This is a genomic window from Pseudoduganella sp. R-43 (assembly GCF_049913255.1).
GTDB lineage: Bacteria > Pseudomonadota > Gammaproteobacteria > Burkholderiales > Burkholderiaceae_D > Rugamonas.
Window position 1 is genome coordinate 65,420 of the sequence record NZ_CP183988.1, and the last position, 20,442, is coordinate 85,861.

The 20,442-nt window shown below is 66.2% G+C and carries 10 protein-coding genes; 1 reads left to right on the forward strand and 9 read right to left on the reverse strand.

The window, feature by feature from the left end; all coding sequences use genetic code 11:
- The 8 genes from ACN9M3_RS00290 to ACN9M3_RS00325 form a co-directional block, all read right to left on the reverse strand.
- On the reverse strand, positions 1 to 2,058 hold the full coding sequence (locus ACN9M3_RS00290; RefSeq protein WP_426319836.1) for an SWIM zinc finger family protein: 2,058 nt from the start codon (positions 2,056 to 2,058) through the stop codon (positions 1 to 3).
- A complete protein-coding gene (locus ACN9M3_RS00295) occupies positions 2,055 to 3,179 on the reverse strand; it encodes a vWA domain-containing protein (protein ID WP_426319838.1) in 1,125 nt (374 codons plus the stop codon). The genes ACN9M3_RS00290 and ACN9M3_RS00295 overlap by 4 nt, the downstream gene beginning before the upstream one ends.
- Complete coding sequence (locus ACN9M3_RS00300; protein ID WP_426319840.1) at positions 3,176 to 5,554, reverse strand: DUF5682 family protein; 2,379 nt, start codon at positions 5,552 to 5,554, stop codon at positions 3,176 to 3,178. Before ACN9M3_RS00300 ends, ACN9M3_RS00295 begins: the two co-directional genes overlap by 4 nt.
- On the reverse strand, positions 5,551 to 6,660 hold the full coding sequence (locus tag ACN9M3_RS00305) for an ATP-binding protein (protein WP_426319842.1): 1,110 nt from the start codon (positions 6,658 to 6,660) through the stop codon (positions 5,551 to 5,553). Before ACN9M3_RS00305 ends, ACN9M3_RS00300 begins: the two co-directional genes overlap by 4 nt.
- Before the next feature lie 4 nt (positions 6,661 to 6,664).
- Complete coding sequence (locus ACN9M3_RS00310) at positions 6,665 to 10,528, reverse strand: WGR and DUF4132 domain-containing protein (protein WP_426319844.1); 3,864 nt, start codon at positions 10,526 to 10,528, stop codon at positions 6,665 to 6,667.
- Between the two features lie 33 nt (positions 10,529 to 10,561).
- Entirely contained in the window at positions 10,562 to 14,086 is a 3,525-nt protein-coding gene (locus ACN9M3_RS00315) for a DUF4132 domain-containing protein (protein ID WP_426319846.1), read from the reverse strand.
- Between the two features lie 78 nt (positions 14,087 to 14,164).
- Entirely contained in the window at positions 14,165 to 17,683 is a 3,519-nt protein-coding gene (locus ACN9M3_RS00320; protein ID WP_426319848.1) for a DUF4132 domain-containing protein, read from the reverse strand.
- 347 nt (positions 17,684 to 18,030) lie between these two features.
- Positions 18,031 to 19,077 carry an RNA-guided endonuclease InsQ/TnpB family protein gene (locus ACN9M3_RS00325; RefSeq protein WP_426166474.1) on the reverse strand — a complete coding sequence of 349 codons (1,047 nt, stop codon included), beginning with the start codon at positions 19,075 to 19,077 and terminating at the stop codon, positions 18,031 to 18,033.
- Between the two features lie 142 nt (positions 19,078 to 19,219).
- On the opposite strand from ACN9M3_RS00325, the gene ACN9M3_RS00330 reads away from it, so the two are divergent.
- Complete coding sequence (locus ACN9M3_RS00330; protein WP_426166476.1) at positions 19,220 to 19,504, forward strand: nucleotidyl transferase AbiEii/AbiGii toxin family protein; 285 nt, start codon at positions 19,220 to 19,222, stop codon at positions 19,502 to 19,504.
- 126 nt (positions 19,505 to 19,630) lie between these two features.
- Here ACN9M3_RS00330 and ACN9M3_RS00335 read toward each other — a convergent pair whose 3' ends face one another.
- Positions 19,631 to 20,425 carry a hypothetical protein gene (locus ACN9M3_RS00335; RefSeq protein WP_426166478.1) on the reverse strand — a complete coding sequence of 265 codons (795 nt, stop codon included), beginning with the start codon at positions 20,423 to 20,425 and terminating at the stop codon, positions 19,631 to 19,633.
- Between the last annotated feature and the right edge of the window lie 17 nt (positions 20,426 to 20,442).

Below are 20,442 nucleotides of genomic sequence, written 5' to 3' on the forward strand. Positions count from 1 at the left end.
TCAAGCCGAACGTGCAACTTCGGCGAGTAAAAGATAAAGCGTTGCCAGCTTGCCGGGCAAAGGCTGCTTGTCCGGCGCCTGCATCAGGGTCACGGCCTCGCGCAGCAGGGCGGCGGAAGCGGCAAGGCCGTTGCTCTCCATGGCTGCCGCAAGGTCCTCGGCCTCCTTCAAGGCGCCCGCAGCCTGGTGCCGCAAGCCTTGCCGCATCCATCGGCCAAGCAGGGCGTGCACCTGGCCGGCCAGGTGCACCAGCGGCGGCGCCTCATGCAGCAGCGCGGCCGGCGCGAGTTCGCGCGCCGCCGTGCTCTCCACGTCGGGCACCACGGCGCGCTGTTCGGTCAGGACGGCAAACGGATCGATGGCCACCAGTCCCCCTTCCAGCGTGACCGTTCCGGAGACCGCTAGCGGTGCGCCGAATTCCCCGGACAGGGCGCTTGCCAGCGCATCGACGGCATGCGGCGCGGCCGGGTTGTGGCGCTTGCGAAGGAGCAGGCGCTGCCCGGGCTCGTGCAGCCCCTGGCCCACTTCGATCCAGGCCGACAGCGTCTGGCGCGCCGCATTCCACTCCCATTCGCCGACTTGCGCCACGGGAACGACGTGCATGTGTTCAATCGCCTGCAGCGGCCGCGCGAAATCCGGCACGGCATCCAGCAGGTAGTCGCGCAAGCCCTCGGCGGACGACTGGCGCAGCGGCGCCATCAGGTCGTCCCAAGCCCTGGACGACAAAGGCAGCACGTTGGTCTGGCGCGCACCGGCGGCAATTTCCAGCGCACCGTTGGCGCGGCGCCGCGCGCCGCTGGTAACAACCTGGCTGGCGGCCAGCCTTTCCACCGACTGGCCTGCGATCCTGCGCGACTTGATGGCGATGCCCGGTTCGCCCGCCTTCGGCTTCGGCCAGCTGCGCTCAATCACGGTCACCGCAAGCGTGTCCGGGTCGGCAAATACCAGCAGCGCGCCCTCGGCTTCGTCATCGGCCCAGAGCTGGGCGCCGAGGGAGACCAGCCGCAGGTGATCCAGCGCCACTTCGCCCTTGACGCCGATGCCGAGCAATTGGCTGGCCGGTACTTCCGGCAGCCGGCCGGCGGCAGCCTGGCCATCCGCCAGCACCGCCGCCGCCAGGCGCGCATGCAGGTCGGCGAGCGCCGACAGCAGCAGTTTCGGATCAAAGCGGCTGGACCGCGCATGCTGCGCCAGCATCAGGTCCTTCATGCCGTGCAGGGACTCGCCGATCCAGCACCATTCGAGTTGTTTGGCCAGGCCAAAGACTTCTTCGAAGCGCGCCTCCAGTGCCAGTACCGGCTGGCTGGAACCGTCCAGCCAGACTTGCAGCGCCAGGGCCTGCGTGCGCTCCAGCAGCGTTGCCGCCGCCTGCGTGCCGAACACGCGCGCCACGGGCGCCGGGCCGCCTTCCTGCGGACCGGCCAGGGTCACGCTGGCTTCGGCAAAGCCCGGCGACTTCAATTCCGCCTGTGCGAACGCCCACACGGCCAGGACGATGTGGGCGCAACCGCTGCCCTCCTTGCAATCGCATCGGGCGTGCGTCAGGCTGCTGCGCGAGAAGAAGCGCACATTGCACATCGGCAGGCGGGCGCTCGGCACGGCGGCCGCTTCCTGCCACGCGATAAGCTTGACCACCGGTTGCGCCGCCGCCAGCCTGGCCGCCTGTGCCAGCGTCGAGGCAGGAACCGTATCAGCCATCGTCGCTGCGAAATGCGCCGGCGACCAGGGGCCGGCATCGTCGGCAGCCTGGTTCTCCGGCTGCGCCGGCGACAGCGCCCTGGCCTGCGCCTGGTACGCCAGCACCAGCGTGACCCGGTGGCGGCACAAGCCGCTGGCTGGACAGGTGCAGCTGGCGTCGCGCAGCGTGCTGTTGGGGCCAAGCACGGCGCAATGGCCATCGGCGTAGGTTGCGCGGATCGTGGCGTCTGTGAGCTCCTCGAGCACCGGCAGGTTGCCTTCAGCCACGTCCTTCTGCGCGCGCTTGACGAAGCCCGCATTGGCCAGGGCGATCAGGGCCTCGGGCGTCAGTTCCAGCAGGTCGGTTCGTGTGGCGTTCATCCGCGCACCTTTTCCGCCAGCCAGGCTGCCAGTTGTCCGGGCGTCATCGCGCCCACGTGCGCGCCCTCGCGCACCAGGCGCGCCGCCATGTCGCGGTCGTAGCAGGGATCGGCGCGCGCATCCAGTGCCGCCAGTCCCAGCACCGTGACGCCGGACTGCACCAGCGCCTTGACCCGGCGCACCAGTTCATTCTGCGAGCCGCCCTCGTAGAAATCGCTGACCAGCACCACCACCGTGCGCTGCGGATTCTCGACCAGGGACTGCGCATAACCGACAGCCTTGGCGATATCGGTGCCGCCGCCCAGCTGCACCTTCATCAGCAGTTCGACCGGGTCGGACACGTCCGAGGTCAGGTCGACCACTTCCGTGTCGAAGGCGACCAGGCGGGTCCGCATGCCCGGCAGGTTCCACAGGCAGGAGGCCATGACCGCCGAATGGATCACCGATTCGACCATCGAGCCGCTCTGGTCGATCAGCAGGCAGATGTCCCAGCGCTCTGTGTGGCGCCTTACGCGGCTCATGAAGACCGGCGCCTCCAGGAACAGCTTTCCGCGCTGCGGGTCCCAGCGGTGCAGGTTGCCTTGCACCGTACGCTTGAAATCGAAATTGCGCGCCACCTTCAGCATGGAACGGCGGCGCCTGTCGCGCGCGCCGGCGAACTCCTGCCGCACCTCGGTCGCCATCTTCTCGATGATCTGCCGCACGACTTCAGCCACCAGCCGCCGCGCAGCGGCCAGCACTTCGGGATTCATCAGGTGCTTGGTGTGCAGCACCGCGCGCAGCAGTGCCTCCGACGGCTCGATCCGCTCCAGCACCTCAAGGTTGGTGACCACTTCGTCGATGCCGTACAGCTCCACCGCGTCTGCTTCGAGGCGCTCGATCACTTCCTTCGGGAACAGTTCATGGATCGTGTTGATCCAGTCGGGCGTGGAAAGCTGCGATGGTCCCAGGCCCGCACCGCGCTCACCGCGCGCGGCGACGTCGCCATCGCGCCCGTACAGCCAATCCAGCGCCATGTCCGCCGAGCGGGCCGCGCCGGACAGGCCGCCCAGCGCAGGCGTCGCCGCTTCGCCGAGCAGCAGGCGCCACCGCGCCAGCGAATCAGGAAGTTTCAAGTTCATGCTGCCAATCCCCAGGAGGCAAGTTTGCGCAGCGCGGCCTGCTCCAGCAGCGCCGCCCTGGCCACGTCTTCCGCATCGGCGCCGGCGAAGTGCGCGGTCAGCGCGCGCCGCGGCAAATGCGCCGCGTTGTGCTGGGCCAGCACGGCGTCGGCCAGCAGGCCGCGCTCCTGCGGCGGCAGCCAGCTGAAGGCATTGCGCATGGCCGGCAGGGCGAGCACGAAGTCGATGTCGTCCAGCGCCTTCACCATGGCATCCAGCCCGGCAACGAAGTGCGCCTCCTGCACCAGCTCATCGCGCGCCAGCGCCAGCATGCCCGCCAGCGCATCGCCCACCTGCGCCGGCGCGATTTCGCCCAGCAAGGCCAAGGCCTGCGCGATGGCTTCGCCGCTGGCGGCGCTACGTCCGGCGTTCAGGCTGACCAATCCTCCCAGCGCGGCGCCGCGGCTGAGCGGCGCGGCACGCTGGTCGGCAAGCTTGCGCTGCCATACAGCGAGGGCGCGCCCGGCCTCCACCTGCAAAGGCAGCGCAGCATCGCCTGCCAGCGCATCGCGCGCCACCTGGCGCAGGGCGAGGAAGCCATGGATATGCGCCGCGAATTCTCCCGCCGGTACCGGCCCCGTGGCCTCCAGCAGCCATAGCGCGCGGTCGAAGGCCGCCGCGACTACCGTGCGCAGGACCGGCGCGCCCGCCATGCCGAGCGACTGCCCGTGGCGCAGCAGGGAATGCAGCACCGGCAGCGCAGTGCCGAAAGCTTCGAAACGCGGTTCGCCGCCGACCGCTATTTCCAGCTCGGACAGGATGCCGTCGCTCATGCCGGCCAGGCCGGCAAAGGCAGCCTGGTTCAGTGCATCGGCGAGTTGCGCGAAACGGCTCTCGCCGTTGGCGCGCCCCGCAGCGCGCAGGCGTTCTTCCAGCTTCATGCGCGCGGCGTCTTCCAGCGAGGCGCCATAGGCCGCCGCCTCGATCAGCGCGGCGCGCTGCTCCAGCGGCGCCCGCAGCGACCATTCCTCGCGGCGCTCGCCGGACAGCGCCAGGCCGGGGCCGGCGCGCCGGTCGATGCCGGGAATCTCCAGCAGCAGCAGGCGATGCAGCACGCGGCTCTTGTCGCGGTCCGCGGGCTTGAGCAGGTCGAGGGAGAGGTCGGCGGGCAGCTTGATGCCGCGGGCTTCGAGTTCGGCCTCGACCGCGAGCACCAGCGGCGGTTGCGGCGTGCCGGGCGCCAGGCGGCCCGCAACATCGCCCGCCAGCACGTCCATGATTTCGACCAGGATCGGGTCGGTGCCGAAGCGCAGCGGCCCGCGGTAAGTCCACGGCAGCGGCGCATCCAGCGCATCCTTGACCAGCGAGCCGGCCAGCGCGTCGAGCCAGTCGCAGCGTGCCGGCAGCGCATGGCCGCGCAGGCGGGCCAGGGCCTCGGCCCGCGCGTGCACGGCGATCAGGTCGGCGGTCGATGCCGCCAGCTTTTTGTTGCGCAGGCGCTGCGTGACCCGCTGCAGCAGCGCCGGCCCGGCGCCCTGCATGCCCTCCTCCCATGCCAGCTGGTAGAAGAACGGCGAAGGCATGCCCGATGCGTAGCCGGTGAAGGAATCGAGCCGCTTGAAGGTGTACGGCACCAGGTAGGAGCCGAAGCGCACGGTCCCGCCGGCGTCGTCCGGCAGCGGCAGCGCCGGCGGGCTGGCGCCGTCCTCGCTGCGCCAGGCACGCTGCAGCGCCGGCGCATGGTAGCCGCCGCAGACCACCAGCACCGGGCCTTCGCCGCGCGCCATCGCCCAGGCGATCCAGCGCGCCATCATGCGTTCGCGCGCCTGGTTGCCGATCGAGCCCGCATCGCCCGCGCGCAGATGCTCGAAATGGGTGGCAAGACCCTGCTCCAGCAGCTCCAGCGAATCCTGCTGCTCGAACAGCTTGTCCCACAGCGCATCCCTGCTGTCGACCGCCATCTTGCGGCGCAGCGCATCTTCGTATGCGGCGGCGCGTTCGGCCTGCGTCTCGTCGCTCACGTCGGCATAGCGATTGAGCACGTCGGCAAAGGCATCGTCCCACGCCGGCAGGTCGATGAAGCGCAGCTGCGCGCCTGTTTCACGCCCGACCGCCAGCGCCTGCCACTCCGGCGAATGCTCGGCAAACGGCGACCAGGACGCGCGGTGCCCGCCTTCCGAGGAAAGGAAGCTGTAGACCGCCAGCGGCAGCTGGTGCGGCAGCGAGAGCTGCTCCAGCTTGTCGTTGAAGTCGGCCGGGCCTTCGATCAGGACGTAGGCCGGCCGCAGGCTGCGGATCTTGTGCGCCACCAGGCGCGCGCAGGCCGGGCTGTGATGCCGCACGCCGAGAATGACCGGCTCGTTCGACACGTTCGGCTCGTTCGATACGGGCGTCACGGCAAACGCTGCCTCGCTTCGAAGTAGGCCTGCCAATGGGCGCCGTTCTTCCTGGCCACCTTCTGTTCGAAGTAGCGGCGCAGCTTGGCACGGTCGTCGGCGTTGTCCTTGACCACCGTGCCGGCAATGCAGTCGACCAGGTCGGCCGGGCTGCCGTCGCGCTGCTCGAGGAACCAGGCGCGCACGCCGACCGCATGGGCGACATTGACCGCCTCGGCGGTCGACATGACAGCTGTCAGCCGGTCCATGGCCGCGTCGCCGCCGTGCGCCTGGACGGCGCCGCGCAGGTCGCGGAAGGTGGTCACCAGCAATTCCAGCACCGGCACCGGCAGGCTGCGCGGAATGGCGCTCTTCTCCAGCAGGCGGGCGGAAGCTTCCTTCACCAGCGCCAGCTCATGGTCGAAGTCGAGGATGGGGAACACGGTTTCGAAGTCGAAACGGCGCTTGAGCGCTGCGCTCATTTCGTTCACGCCGCGGTCGCGCGTGTTGGCCGTGGCGATGATGTTGAAGCCGTCGCGCGCATACAGCATGCCGTCATCGCCCGCCAGTTCAGGCACGCTCATGACGCGGTCGGACAGCATGCCCAGCAGGCAGTCCTGGACTTCCAGCGGCGCGCGCGTGATTTCTTCGAAGCGCACCACCTGGCCGTCGCGCATGCCCTGGTACAGCGGTGCAGGCACCAGCGCGCGCGGGCTCGGGCCCTCGTTGATCAGCAGGGCGTAGTTCCAGGAATACTTGATCTGGTCTTCGGTGATCGAGGCGCCGCCCTGGATGGTCAGGGTCGACTTGCCGCAGATGGCGGTGGCCAGCAGTTCGGACAACAGCGACTTCGCCGTGCCCGGCTCACCGACCAGCATCAGGCCGCGGCCCGTTGCCAGGGTCACCAGCATGCGCTCGATCGATGCGGCAGGCGCCACGATCTTGCGCGTGACATCCAGCGTGTCATCGCCCAGGATGAACTTGCGCGCCGCGGTCAGGCTGAGCGCCCAGCCCGGCGGGCGCGGACCGTTATCGCTCTCGCGCAGGCGCTGCAGCTCCTGCGCATGGAGGATTTCCGCCGGTGGGCGCTGCAGGGCCGGCGATTCTTTGATGGGTGTTTTCTTCATGGTGTCATGCCCGCAAGGATTCGAGGTCGCGTATCAGTTCACTGGTGGCGATCGGGTCGAGGATCGCCAGGCTTTCGGCCGCCCTGATCTCGCCCCAGCTCGATGGCGAACCGACCGAGACGGTCTGCAGCGTCTGTTCCGGATACTCGTCCACCATGCCCACGATGATGCCGGGGTCGAGGGTCAGTTCGATCACCCTGGAGCGGCTGAGCGGCTTGTGGAAGAACCAGATGCCGCCGGCGTCCTGCGCCTGCCCGCGCCGCCAGCCTTTGTTGACCAGGCCAAGCACGCGGCCGGTGGGAACGACGGCGCCTTTCCAGCGCTCCAGGACCGTCGCGGACTGCTCTTCGGCGTCCAGCGCATAGGTATCGCGCCCCAGCTGGGAAAACGGCTGCAGCAGCTCATAATCGGCGAACAGCTGGCCGAACTGCGCGGCAGTTTCGGCCGCCAATTCAAGCGGATGCGGCAGGCCGACGCAAAGATTGGCGCCTTCCGGCATCGTGAAGCTGTCGTCCTCGCCGGTGGTCCAGCTGCCGTCTTCGGCCACGCGGAAGCATGCCAGCAGCTTGCCGCCGGCGTCGCCGCTGCCGGCCATCTCGTAGACGCCCCACACCAGGCGCTGCACCAGGTGGCGCACCAGCGGATGTTGGGCCAGGAACTGGCGGAAGTGCTCCGGCAGCCAGCGGCGCCGGCTGCACATGGCCCATTCAAGGCGCAGCACTTGCTGGCTGGCGATGGTGCGGGCGTCCTTCTTGAGCAGTTTGTAGCGTTCGACGGCGGCGCCGGCCAATGCCGCGTCGTCGCTTTGCTTCGGCTTGGGCAGGTCGGCCAGGCGCTTGCCATCGCTGTCGCGCACATACGGCTTCAGCGCCTCGTCGAAACCGACGCGGAACTGGCGCGGGCCGAAGTCCAGCAGCACGCTGCCGTTGTCGTCCAGGCCCAGGTCGGGCGCCAAGCGGTCTTCCAGCTCCTCGGTGGTCAGCTCCCGCTCCTCGGCAATCTTGTCGATCTTTTCGCGCGCCTTGTCCTGCAGGCCCTTGAACTTGACCTTTTGCGCGATGCCGTTCAACAGCATCAACGCGGTGTCGGTGCCGATGTCGGCCAGCACGTCCAACGCCGACACGGCACGCGCATGCGCCGACTCGCCCGGCCAGGCGCGGATGTACGGCGTGAGCTTGCGCGCCGTGTCGTCCGTTCCCAGCCAGCCCAATGCGGTCATGGCCCAGCCTTCCTTGGAATTGCCGCCGGCATTCAGCCAGGACGAGAAACAGTCCCAGGCAAAATCCGCCAGCGATTCCGCAGTGAACGCGTCCTTGATTTGCGCAATGCCCGGGTACAGTCCTTCCGCGGTTGGCAACATCAGCATGGTGCCGATGTGGTCCAGCGCCTGGTCCGGCACCGCCTTGCCCGCGCCGGCGCCGCAGCTGTCATTCAGCACCGGGCGGCGCCATCCCAGCGGCGCCCAGAAATCAGGCAGCTTGGGCAGCTTGGCCGGCAAGCGTTCGAGCGGATCTTCATCGAGCAGGGCGCGCAATGCCGCGTCAACTGCAGCGTCCTCGTAACGTGCCGCGATGTCGAAGATCAATGCCTCGTGGCCGTTCATGCGCAGGTAGCGCAGTGCCGACGCCGCGCAATCACGGTCCTCGCCCGCCTTGCCGAGCGCCGGCGCAATCAGGCCGCAAATCGCATGTGCGGGGAAGCGCAGCAGCCACTGGCGGGCTTCCTCCTGCACCTTTTTGAGCTTGGTCGCGGCGCGCGCCATGGGCGATGCCATGCCAACGGCGCCGAAGCATTTGGCCAATGGCGCCATATCTGCCGGACGGCGCGCCAGCATCGCCTCGAAGCCGGGCAGCGCGGGCAGCCCAAGCCTGGCGAGCAGGAAGGCAATCTGCGGCGGGTAAGGATCCACGTCGCTGGCCAGCATATTCCAGGCATCGGCGCCCATCGCGCCGGGCAACAGCGGAATAGCCATCGCGCAGATCACTCGACCAGCTTCCCTCTGCCGGTACATGCGCCAAGCTGCGGCCAGTGCGTTGGCATCGGCATTTGCAATGGCCTTGCTGGCCTGGGTGCACGCTTCCACATCGGGTTCGTGCCAGTGGAAACGCATCGCCCATGCCATCTGGTCGGGAGTTTCAGGCTCGCCCTCGATACGCCCCCAGTAATGGCTGCGTGCAGCGGACAGCCATTCCTCGCGGTCGATGTCGTCCCAGCGCTCGACCGGCGCCAGGGGCAAGGGCTGCACCACCAGTGCGGGAGCAGGCTTCTTGCGCGGCCGCAGCCATGGCGGATCGGCCAGCACGCCCGGCAGGTCTTCCTGTGCGGCCAGCGCAACCGTGGCGCTGGTTTTCTCGAGCTGGCGATGCAGCAAGGCCTGCGCGGCAGGAGACAGCCATGGCATCAGCTGCGGAACCTGACCGGAATGGATGCGCAGCAGCATCGCCAGCGTCAGCTGCAGGACTTCGCCTTCCTTGCCGCGCCGTTCGCCCAGTTCCGCCAGGGCAGCAATACCCGCCAGGGGCGCGTGCATGACCGCGGCCGAGAAACTGGCGCGCGCCAGTTTCAGCGACACGGGAGTCCAGGTACTGGTATCGGACACCTCGGCCAGGACCTCGACCAGCAGCTTGACGGCTTCCGGCGTGCCGACGAAAGCCAGGGCTTCGTTGGCCGGTTCGCAGTACGGCATCAGTTTCAGCACTGCGAAGGCATGCGGGCCGCGCTCCTGCACCATCGTCGCCGCCAGCATCGGATTCCTCGACCAGCGCTCATGGCTGGAAATCTTGATACCGGACTTTTCCAGCAGGCCGGTATCGCTGGCCGCCAGCTGCAGCAGGGGCAGGGTCTCCAACGCCGGGCCTTTGGACAGCTCGGGCACCAGCCGGTCGGCAACCTCCGGCCGCTCGGGCAACTGTGCCGCCAGTCCGGCCCTGCGCAGCGCGTGAACGGAGGGGATGGCATTCTCGATCTTGTCGGCGCACGCCTGCCATACTGCTTCCGGTGCCGACGACAACTGGATCCGCATGGCGACTTCGACCGGCGTCATCAGGCTCGAGGTGCCCAGTTCACTGGTGATGATGGACGTGATGCTGACTTTGCGAGGCAGGTTTCCGGCACTCTGCCACTTTACCTGCATGCGCTGCATTTCGATAAAGGCATCGACGCAGTGCTCCAGGCCCTTGTGCTTGACGAGGGCATGCAGCATCTTTAGCGCCAGCAGCTCATTCTTGCCTTCCCAGTCATAGGGAAGCTTGGCCGACAGCGCGAGCAAGACGGCGTCCGATTGCAATGAGCCGTCCAGGACCTGGTTCCGCAGCCGCTCCCATGCTTCTTCGAATGCGGGCCGCAGTTCGGCGTCTGTCGCGTCGGCATCCGGCTGCTGGCACTCGAAGAAGCGGCGGAACACGTCCTGCGCATCGACCGCCGGCACCGGTTTCGGGAAGCGGCGCGATGCCAGCGCTGCTGCCGCCAGCTTCCTGGGCAGCGACACGGGCGGCATGTGCACCAGCCAGGGCGGCGTGGTCGCCGGATCGGCGGCGGCAACGGGCGCCGGCGCAGGGGCCGCCGCCGGTGCCGGTGCCGGCGCTGGTGCCTCCGCAGCGGCCACGGGCTCCGGCGCCGCCACCGGCTTGGCCGCAGTCTTGCCGATCGCGGCAGCCGGCGCCGTGTCCACTTCAGAATAGCCCTTGCCGGTCTTTTCGGCGATGAGCTTGGCCATGGCGGCGCTGCACTTGGCATTGTCGGCAAAGGACTTGGTCTGGCTCTGGCCCTGGGTACCGATCCTGCCCCAGCGCAGGTTCAGGTCCAATCCATCCTGTTCAATTTCCCAAAATTTGTTCGAGCTGTCGTCGACGAATTCAAAACGGCGCATAGGAGTTCACATTCAAGTAGTGTTTGCGGGCGCTCATGCCCGCAGGGATTCGATGTCGCGTATCAGTTCACTGGCGGCGATCGGGTCGAGGGCAGCCAGGCTTTCGGCCGTCTTGATTCCGCCCCAACTTGCAAGCATGCCCACGGAGATGCTTTCCAGCGACTGCTCCGGATTCTCGTTGACCATGCCCGCGTAGATGCCAGGTTCGAACGTCAGCTCGATGATCCTGGAACCATTGGCCGGCTTCTGGAAGGAGCAGATCAAGCCGCCGTTGATGGCCTGCCCGCGCCTCCAGCCCCTGCTGGCCAGGCCAAGCACGCGGTTTGTGGCGATCACGACGCCCTTCCAGCGGGCGAGCTGCGCTTGCGCCTGTTCGCCGGCTTCCAGCGCATGGGTATCGCGCCCCAGCTGGACGAAAGGCTGCAACAGCTTGTAGTCGGCGAACACCTGGCCAAACTTCTCGGCGGCTTGCGGCGGCAATTCGAGCGCATGCGGCAGTCCCACCCGGATATGCTCGCCCTCCGGCAAAGTGAAGGCATCGTCGTCGCCGGTGGCGTAGCTGCCGTCTTCCGCGACGCAGAAGCAATCCAGCAATTGCGCGCCATCGCCGCCCACCGCATACACGCCCCAAACCAGGCGTTGCACGAGGTGGCGCAGCAGCGGGTGCTCGACCAGGAACTGGCGGAAGTGCTGGTGGCTCCAGCGGCGCCGGCTGCACATGGCCCATTCCAGGCGCGCTACCTGCTGGCTGGCGATGGCGCGGGCGTCCTTTTTCAGGGCCTTGAAGCGCTCGACCGCGGCTGTGGAGAGCGCCTCGTCATCGCTCTGCCTCGGCTTCGGCAGGTCGGGCAGCCGGTAGCCGTCTTCGTCGCGCACAAAAGGCTTCAGCGCCTCGTCGAAGCCGGCCCGGAAGCGGCGCGCACCGAAGTCCAGCACGAGGGTGCCGTCCTGCCCGAGGCCCAGGTCTGGCGCCATGCGGTCTTCCAGCTCCTCGGTCGTCAGGCCGCGCGCCTCGGCGATCCTGGCGATTTTTTCGCGCGCCTTGTCCTGCAGCGGCTTTTGCCTGGCCTTCTGCGCGACGCTGTTCATCAGCATCAGCGCAAGTTCGCTGCCGATGTCGGTCAGCACGTCCAGCGCCGCTACCGCCCGTGCATGCGCCCCTTCCGGCGGCCACGCCTTAATGAACGGCATCAGCTTGCGGGCGGTATCGTCCGTGCCCAGCCAGCCCAGGGCCGACATCGCCCAGCCGTCCTTGACGACGCCACCGGCATTCAACCATGCCATGAAACAGTCCCAGCTAAAGTCCGCCAGCGATTCGGGGGTGCAGGCATCCCGGAGCTGGGCGATGCCGGGATACACGCCATCGACCGTCGGCAGCATCAGCATGGTCCCCACATGCACCAGCACGTCGTTCGGCACCGCCTTGCCGGCACTGGCGCCGCCGGACTCATTCAACACCAGGCGGCGCCACCCGCGCGGCGCCCAGAAGTCAGGGAGCTTGGGAAGCTTGGCCGGCAGGCGTTCAAGCGGATCTTCATCGAGCAGGGCACGCAGCGTGGCAGAGACTGCGGCGTTCTCGTATCGGGCCGCAACCTTCAGGATCAGCGCTTCATGCCCGTTCGCGCGCAAGTAGCGCAACGCAGACATGGCGCAGGACTTCTCTTCGCCCGCCTTGCCGAGCGCCGGTGCAATCAGCCCGCAAATCGCATGTTCGGGGAAGCGCAGCAGCCATCGCCGCCCCTGCGCCTGCAGTTTCTTGAGCTTGACCGCAGCGCGCGCCATCGGCGCCGCCATGCCGACGGAGCCAAAGCACGGGGCATACTCGACCACTTCGTCGAAGCGGTGGCGCAGCAAAGCCTCAAAGCCGGGCAGCGCGCGCAAGCCGAATCGCGCCAGCAGGAATTCCAGGCACCTGCCACTGACGTCGACTGAATTGGAAAGCAGGCTCCAGGTCTCGACGCCCATTTCTCCCGGCAGCCGCGTAATCAACGGCGCATAGAGGCGCGCCCACGGATCGCCCAATACGTACAGCCGCCAGGCGGCCACCATCGCCTTGCTGTCGGCTTCTGCGATGGCCTGGATCGCCTGCCTGCGGGCTTCATCGCCGGACGTCCCCGGATTGCGGCTGAACCCCAGCTCCGCCACCCACGCTGCCGGATCCTTGCGTGCGCGCTCGAAGGTGTCTTCCCACCATGGGCCCGCGTTCGCCCATTCTTCGCGGTCGACGTCGTCCCATCGCTCCACGGGAGCCAGCGGCAACGGCTGCAAATCGATCGATGCAAGGGCCTTCTTGCGCGGCCGCAGCCACGGCGGGTTCGCCAGCACGCCCGGCAGATCCTCGCGCGCCGCCTCTTCCAGCGAAGTATCGCGTTGTCCGAGCAGGCGTTGCAGCAATGCCTGCGCAGCCGGGCTGACCCAGCGCAGGAGCTGGGGAACCACTTCGGCATGCTCGCTGACCAGCGCCGCCAGGCTGGACGACGCCACCATGCCAACCTTGCCCGGCCTTTCGCCAATCTCCGCCAGCGCAGCGATGCCGGCAACGGGCCATTGCTGGAGCGCCGCAGCCAGGCGCACCAGCGCGGTCCGGCGTTCGACCGCGGTATCCCATCCCTCGTATTCCGGATCGGTAGTCTGCGCGACCGATTCGACCAGCAGCCGGATGGCTTCCGGGGTGCCGATCTGGGTCAGGGCCTCGCTGACCACATCGCGCGTGACGGCAACGCTGAAGGGCGAGCATGCCTGCACGCCCTTCCCGGCCAGGATGGTCGCCGCCAGCATCGGGCTGGTGAAGTAGCGTCCGCGCTCAGGCATTTTTTCGCCCAGAACCCGCAGCAGTTCCGGCTCGTCGGCCGACACCAGCAGCAGCGGCAAGCTTGCATGCGCCGGGCTGCCTGCAAGTTCATGCACCAGGCGGTTGGACAGCTCCGGACGTTCCGGCAACTGCGCGGCGAGTGAAGCCCTGCGCGCGAGCGGGATGGCGGGCAGCGCTTGCTCGATCTTGTCGGCACAAGCCCGCCAAGTCGCCTCCGGTGCATTGGACAGCTGGCGGCGCAGGGCAATTTCGGCCCCGCAGAACGGCTCATACTTGGCCAGCGGAAGCAGCTCGCGGCACTCGATGACCGCCTTCCGCTTTTTCTCCCGCGACGGCAGGAAGCCCACTTGCAGCTTGAGCATTTCGATGAAGACGTCGACGCAGTACTCCAAGCCTTTGTGCGCGGCGATGGCATCGAGCATCGGCTCGCCAAACGGATGCACATCCTCCGCGCCGCTGCGGAACACTGGATTGTTCGACATGGCAAGCAGGATTGCATCGGACAGCAGCGAACCGTCGAGGGTTTGCTCCTGCAGCCGCTGCGACGCTTCCGCGCATGCCTCGCGAAACTCGGCATCGCTGCGCGCCGGGTCAATCTCGAAGGTCTCCCACATGCTGCGCAAAACCTGCTTCGGGTCGACTTGCGGAACCGGTTTCGGCGCGCGGCGCGAAGCGAGTGCCGCTTCCGCCATCCTTTTGGAAATCGCCAGCGGCTCACCCTGCGCCAGCCAGGGTGGGGTCGTCATATCGGGGAGCTCATTACCGTGCATGAAAGTTCAATTACCTAAAGGAAACTTGTAATTTTGACTTTACCACGCGGCCGCTCAGGTTAACAAGGACTCCATGTCCCGCACCAGCTCACTGGCGCTGACGGGATCGAGGCTGGCCATGCTGCCATTCCGCATCGTGACGGCGCCAAGCGTCTGCTCCGGATATTCGTCGGCCAGGCCGACGATGATGCCCGGATCGAGCATCAGTTCGACCACCCTGGCGCCGGCAACCGGCTTGCTGAAGTACGAAACGCCGCCGCCGTCCATGGACGATCCGCGGCGCCAGCCCCTGCTTGCCAGGCCGAGCACGCGGCCGGTGGCGACCACCTTGCCTTTCCAGCGTTCCAGCGCGGTGGCGGAATGCTCCCCGGCTTCGAGCCGGTAGGTATCGCGCCCAAGCTGGGCGAAAGGTTGCAGCAGCTCGTAATCGGCAAACAACTGTCCGAATTGCACAACATCCTGCTGCGGCATGTCGAGCGGGTGCGGCAAGCCGACGTAAATAAGCTCGCCTTCCGGCAGCGCGATCGGGTTATCGTCCGCGTCCGTATAGCTGCCTTCTGCAGACACACGGAAGCAATGCAGCAGCTTCCCGCCGCCGGCCTTTCCTTCTTCCTGGACGTAGACGCCCCAGGCCAGGCGCTGCACCAGGTGCCGCACCAGCGGATGGCCGGCAAGGAACTGGCCGAAGTGCTCGGGGCGCCAGCGGCGGCCGCTGCACATGGCTTGCTCCAGGCGCAGCAACTGCTGGCTGGCGACGGTGCGGACGTCCTTCTTCAGTGCCTTGAAGCGCTCGACCGCGTCGGCGGCCTGCGCTTCGTCGTCGGTCTTTTTCGGCTTGGGCAGGTCCTTCAGGCGCGTGCCGTCGCTGTCGCGAACATAAGGTTTCAGCATTTCGTCGAAGCCGACGCGGAACTGGCGCGGGCCGAAGTCCAGCAGCATGCTGCCATTGTCGTCCAGGCCCAGGACGGGCGCCAACCGGTCTTGCAGCTCCTCCCTCGACAGGCCGCGGTTCTCCGCGATCTGGTCGATCTTTTCGCGTGCCTTGACCAGCAGTCCCGTGAACTTCAACTTTTGTGCAATGTCGTTCAGCAGCAGCAGTGCGACGTCGGTGCCGATATCGGCCAGCACGTCCAGTGCGGCCACCGCGCGCGCATGCGCCGCTTCTCCCGGCCAGGCGCGGATGTAAGGGGTGAGCCGGCGCGCCGTGTCGTCGTTGCCCAGCCATCCCAGGGCCGACAGGGCCCAGCTTTCCTTGGCAGGCCCGCCTGCGCTCAGCCAGGCGGTAAAACAATCCCAGCTGAAGTTCGCCAGGGACTCGGGCGTGCAAGCCTCCTTGAGCTGCGCAATGCCGGCGTACACGCCGTCCACGGTCGGCAAGGCCAGCATGGTGCCGATGTGATCGAGCACTGCGTCCGGCACGGCACCGGCGGTGCCGTTCAGCAGCGGACGGCGCCAGCCCAGCGGCGTCCAGAAATCGGGCAGCTTGGGCAATTTGGCCGGAAGGCACTCGAGCGGGTCTTCGTCCAGCATGGCGCGCACTGCCTCGGCAACCGCAGGATCTTCGTAGCGCCAACTCATGCCGACAATCAGCGACTCATAACCGTGGCCGCGCAGGAAGCGCAGCGCCGACAATGCACTACTGCGCGCCGCGCCCGCCTTGCCGATCGCAGGGGCGATCAGGCCGGCGATGGCATGTTCAGGAAAACGCAACAGCCAGCGGCGCGCCTCGTCCTGCAGCTTCTTGAGCTTGGCCGCGGCGCGCGCAACCGGCGCCGCGAGTTCCACCGCACCGAGGCATGGCGCCAGCGGCAGCATCTTGTCAACGCTGTCGCGCATCATTGCCGCAAAGCCGGGCGCCGCCGCCAGGCCGAACTGGCTAAGCAGGTAGTCCACGCCATAAGGCTCCGCCTCGCCGGCCAGCCTGTTCCAGGTTTCGACGCCCATGTCCCCCGGCAGCAAGGTCAGGAAGCGCGTCGAGAGCGTTGCCCGCTGGTCGCCTTGCCGATAGAGCTGCCAGGCCTCGGCCAGCTCCTCGCTGTCCGCGTTGGCAATGGCCTGTGCAGCCATGCGGCGCGCCTCGTCGCCGGCATGTCCCGGATTGCGGCAGAAGCCCAGGGCATCCACCAGCACGGCGGTGTCCTTGCGCGCCTTGTCGAAGTCCTTCTGCTGCCAGCGGTCCAGCGATGCCCATTGTTCGCGGTCGATGCCATCCCATCGCTCGATTGGCGCCACGGGCAAAGGCAGCACGGGCAGCGCAGCGGCGGCCTTCTTTCGTGGCCGCAGCCAGGGCGGATCAGCCAATACGCCCGGCAGGTCGGCCTGCGCCGCCACCGGCACCGCCGATCCGGATTGCTCGCCAAGGCGTTGCAACACCGCCTGCGCGGCGGGGCTGACCCAGGGCAGCAGTTGCGACACGTGTCCCGCATTCGCCCGCACCAGCTTTGCCAGTTCCGCCTGCAGCATGTCGCCATCCTTGCCGCGCAAGCCGCCCAGCTCGGCCAGGGCCGCAATGCTCGCAAGCGGCCATTGCTTGAGCGCTGCGGTCAGATGCCGAAGCGCCGTCTTGCGATCAGCGAGCCACCACATCATGTCGTCGGAAATGCCGGACCGCGCCGGCGTGGCGCAATACACTTCCGCCAGCAGTTTGATTGCCTCCGGCGTGCCGATCTGGCTCAGGGCGATGGTGGCTGCGGCGCTGCTCGCGACCAGTTCCAGGACAGGAAGCGCGTCCACACCCTGTTCCTGCACGACGCTGGCCACCAGCATCAAGCCTGAAGCCCAGCGGTCTTCTTCGATCAGTTCACTGCCCAGCATGCCGTGCAGCGCAGGATCGGTGGCCGTCAGCAGCAGCACGGGCAGGGAGGCGGAGGCCTTGCCCTTGGCGAGCGTGTGCGTCAGCCGGTTCGACACCTCGGGGCGCTCCGGCAGTTGCGCGGCAAGGCCGGCCCTGCGCATGGCTGGAACGTTCGGGATCGCGCTTTCGATCTTGTCCGCACAGGCTTGCCATACCGGCTCCGGCGCCGACGACAACTGCCGCCGCATGGCAACTTCGACGGGCGACAGGGGATAGCGGTCGCCGAGTTCCCGGGTTACCTTGCGCGTGACGCCGGCCTGCCAGTTCTTGTACTCCTTGTGCGACAGCTTCACCTGCAAGCCTTGCATCTCGATGAAGGCATCGACACAGTATTCCAGGCCCTTGTGGCTGGCCAGGGCGTCCAGCATGCGCTCGCCCAGCGGCGCTTCGCCCTTGTTCTGTGCGCCGTAGGCGGGATCGTTGGCCAGCGCCAGCAAGATCGCATGCGACAGCAGCGAGCCATCCAGCGAACCGGTGAGCGTGCACATCCACGCGTCCGAAAAGTCCAAACGCAGATCGGCATCCGTGGCAGCCAGATCCGGTTTTTCGATTTCACCCAAGCGCAGCAAGGCCGCTTGCGCATCCGCCTCCGGCACCGCTTTCGCGAAACGGCGCGAAGGCAAGGCCGCAGCGGCCATTTCAGGAGAAAGCGAGACCGGCACACCCTGTGCAAACCAGGGCGGTAAGGAGCTGTTATCGGCGAAGTCGAGGCGGCGCATGAGTCTATTACCAAAAAGAAATGTTATCTTTTCGACTATAGCATGCGGGCGCGGGCCGGGCCCGCACCGTTGCCGCCGTGACTTGGAAGGTGATCAGGCCCGCAAGAGTCCACGGGCCTGAAGAGCGGCCTGGCCATCGCTGCCAAGAGCGCAAGCACCAGTTACCGCGAGGTTCTCACGGCCAGCGAATTGGCTGCGGTCCTGCGGACAGGTGAGGTTCCCCCTCAGTTTCGGCCGCACATCATGGCGCTCCTTGAAGAGGCGCCGTTGCCGGTGATGGTCAAGGCCGTCACCGAAGCTGCAAGCGCTGATGCACCTTCGAGCAAGATCTTGACGTCCTCCCCGCCCTAAAGGACGGGGATTCCTGCTTCCAGCGTCGCACGTCCGCGACGGAGAATGTTTAACGCAGCATTACGATCACGATCATGTACCACACCGCATTCGCTGCATTCCCACTCTCTTATTCCAAGGCCTGCGATACCCTTCGGCCTCGAATCGGGCAGTGCACCACAATTCGAGCAGGTCTGGGTGGTAAAGCGTTCGTCCACTTCCACGTACCGCGCGCCATGCCTCATGGCCTTGTACGCCAGCATCTTACGGAAGGACGACCAGCCTGCATCAAGCACGGACTTCGCCAGGCTGGTTTGGGCGAGTCCACTGGCATTGACATTGCCAACAGCAATATGGTCGAAGGCGCGGGCAAGTTCCACCGACCTGTTATGCAAGAAGTCCAGTCGACGCCGCGCCGTGCGCGCCTGGATGGCTTTGATGCGGCGCCGCTTGTGGGCTCGCTGCGCTATTGCCAGCGCCGCTTCCGCCTCACGATAAAAGCCCGGCGCCGGAATTTTTTCTCCCTCGGACGGGGTAGCGAGATCCTTCAAGCCAAGATCGATACCGACACCGTGGTCGAGTGGCCGGACCGGCGGCTCGGCTACCTCGATCGCAATATTGAGGAACCAGTTCCCGCGACTGTCTTGCGCAAAGCAACTGCCATCCTTGATTTTCCCTTCAGGAAGAGGGCGAGAGTAAAACACCCGGAACGTATTGCCTGCAAAGCGAAACGCGTTGCCTTCCCTGTGCAGGTCACGTCCTTTGAGCGGAACCCGGCCCAAGGACCTTCGGCCGCGGTAACGCAAATACGGCCGGCGGTGTTGGGCACGCGATTTGGCAAATTGTTCGCATACGGCATTGATCACACCAGAGTGCAGCTCCAATTCTTTGCTGCTGCCGGTAGTCAGCTTGTTCAAGTCGAAGCCGGTCAGCCAAGGGCGCTCAAATCGCAAGGCATCTTTCTGCCGATCATTGCAGTAGTTCCAGACGAAATTCACCTTACGGGCTTGCAGATCAAGCAGCCCGTTTTTCGATTTCACACGGAAACGGTAGACGAGAATCATACTGTAATTTTATACAGTATCTCACTAATCTCAAGGCGAGCGCCCGCGTTGCGGCCGGCTCCTTTCACTCCCGCCCTCAGACGGGGTTTCTCGGAGCAAATCTGATGAAAAAACTGCAGCGCCTTGCGAAGGAATGGCATGTATGTCGGGAAGTTTGGCAGCGTTGAACCAGGGTGGACTTCCAGACACTTGGGAGTCTCTTTTCAAGAAGGCGCTGATCGCGATCGACGAGATTGCAGCGCATGGCTACGCGAACCCGTTTTGGACTTTCGGCGGCGGGACCGTCCTCATGCTCCGGTATGGTCACCTGTTCAGCAAAGACGTCGATATCTTCGTTCCCGATCTCCAGTCCTACAGAACTGCACCTTGGTTATCAGATGTCTTCGAGAACGCCCAAGTCGCGGCCCGCCAGAATACTCATTCCTGAAGGTCGGCGTTGAAAACGCATGCATATGAGACTGCGGCAAGAACTGGCTTCTCTCCGCTCGATGAGGCTTATCACTCAGCTCGCTGAACTAGCGGATGCCGTTGGGCGCAGCCAGCCCAGTTGCCGCTACGGGTTGCGCGGGCTCAGGCTACCGGCAATGGAGTGCCATTGCTGCCGGTGCTCCATGTATCTGGCGAGGCCTTGTGCGAAGAAGGTCTTCTCCTCGATATCCATGTCCCCCGGCAGGTCATCGCACAAGGGGTCTTGATAGTCTTCCGGCCATTGCGACGCCTCCAGGACAGCATAGACTGACTTTTCGTCGAGCCATCTCGTTGCAGTCATCGCGTGGCCCGGTTCGTCTGCGTTCGGCTGAGAAGCCAGCGCTGCCACGCGGTCCAACCCCAGCTCGTAATAGTGGGGGGCGACGCCGTAAAAGAACTCTGCAGGCTTATGCTCAAGAATGTCACGGAATTCCGACCGATAGTCCAGCAAACGCAACTCGAGCGCCCGCTTATGCGCATCCACTGTGACAGCAGCCGCCAGGACCTTTCCGTGCTTGAGAATCCTGGCTGCACGGATCCAGGTTGCGCGGTGGTTGTTGCCATCACGCAGAAGGCCGAGGGCCTGGCTATACGCCTGGATGCTGGCCTCCAGATTGAACAGGGAGCGACGCTCTGCCACTTCTTCGTCGTCTTTCGTCGCCTGGATCGCCATGTCTTTTTTCTGCAGATATAGCGTGAGCAGGATGCCGGCAAAACCAAGGCTTGAGAACAATGCATTCAGGGCGCCAAAGGTATCGCCGATCTGCCCACGCTCACCTACGCCGAGCTTGCTGATGCCATCGGCTGGAAGCACCCACAGCGCGAAGCCGGCATACACCACGACGACGATTAAAAACAGGGGAATTGCAATTTTTCTCATCAAAGCTGTTCCGTTAC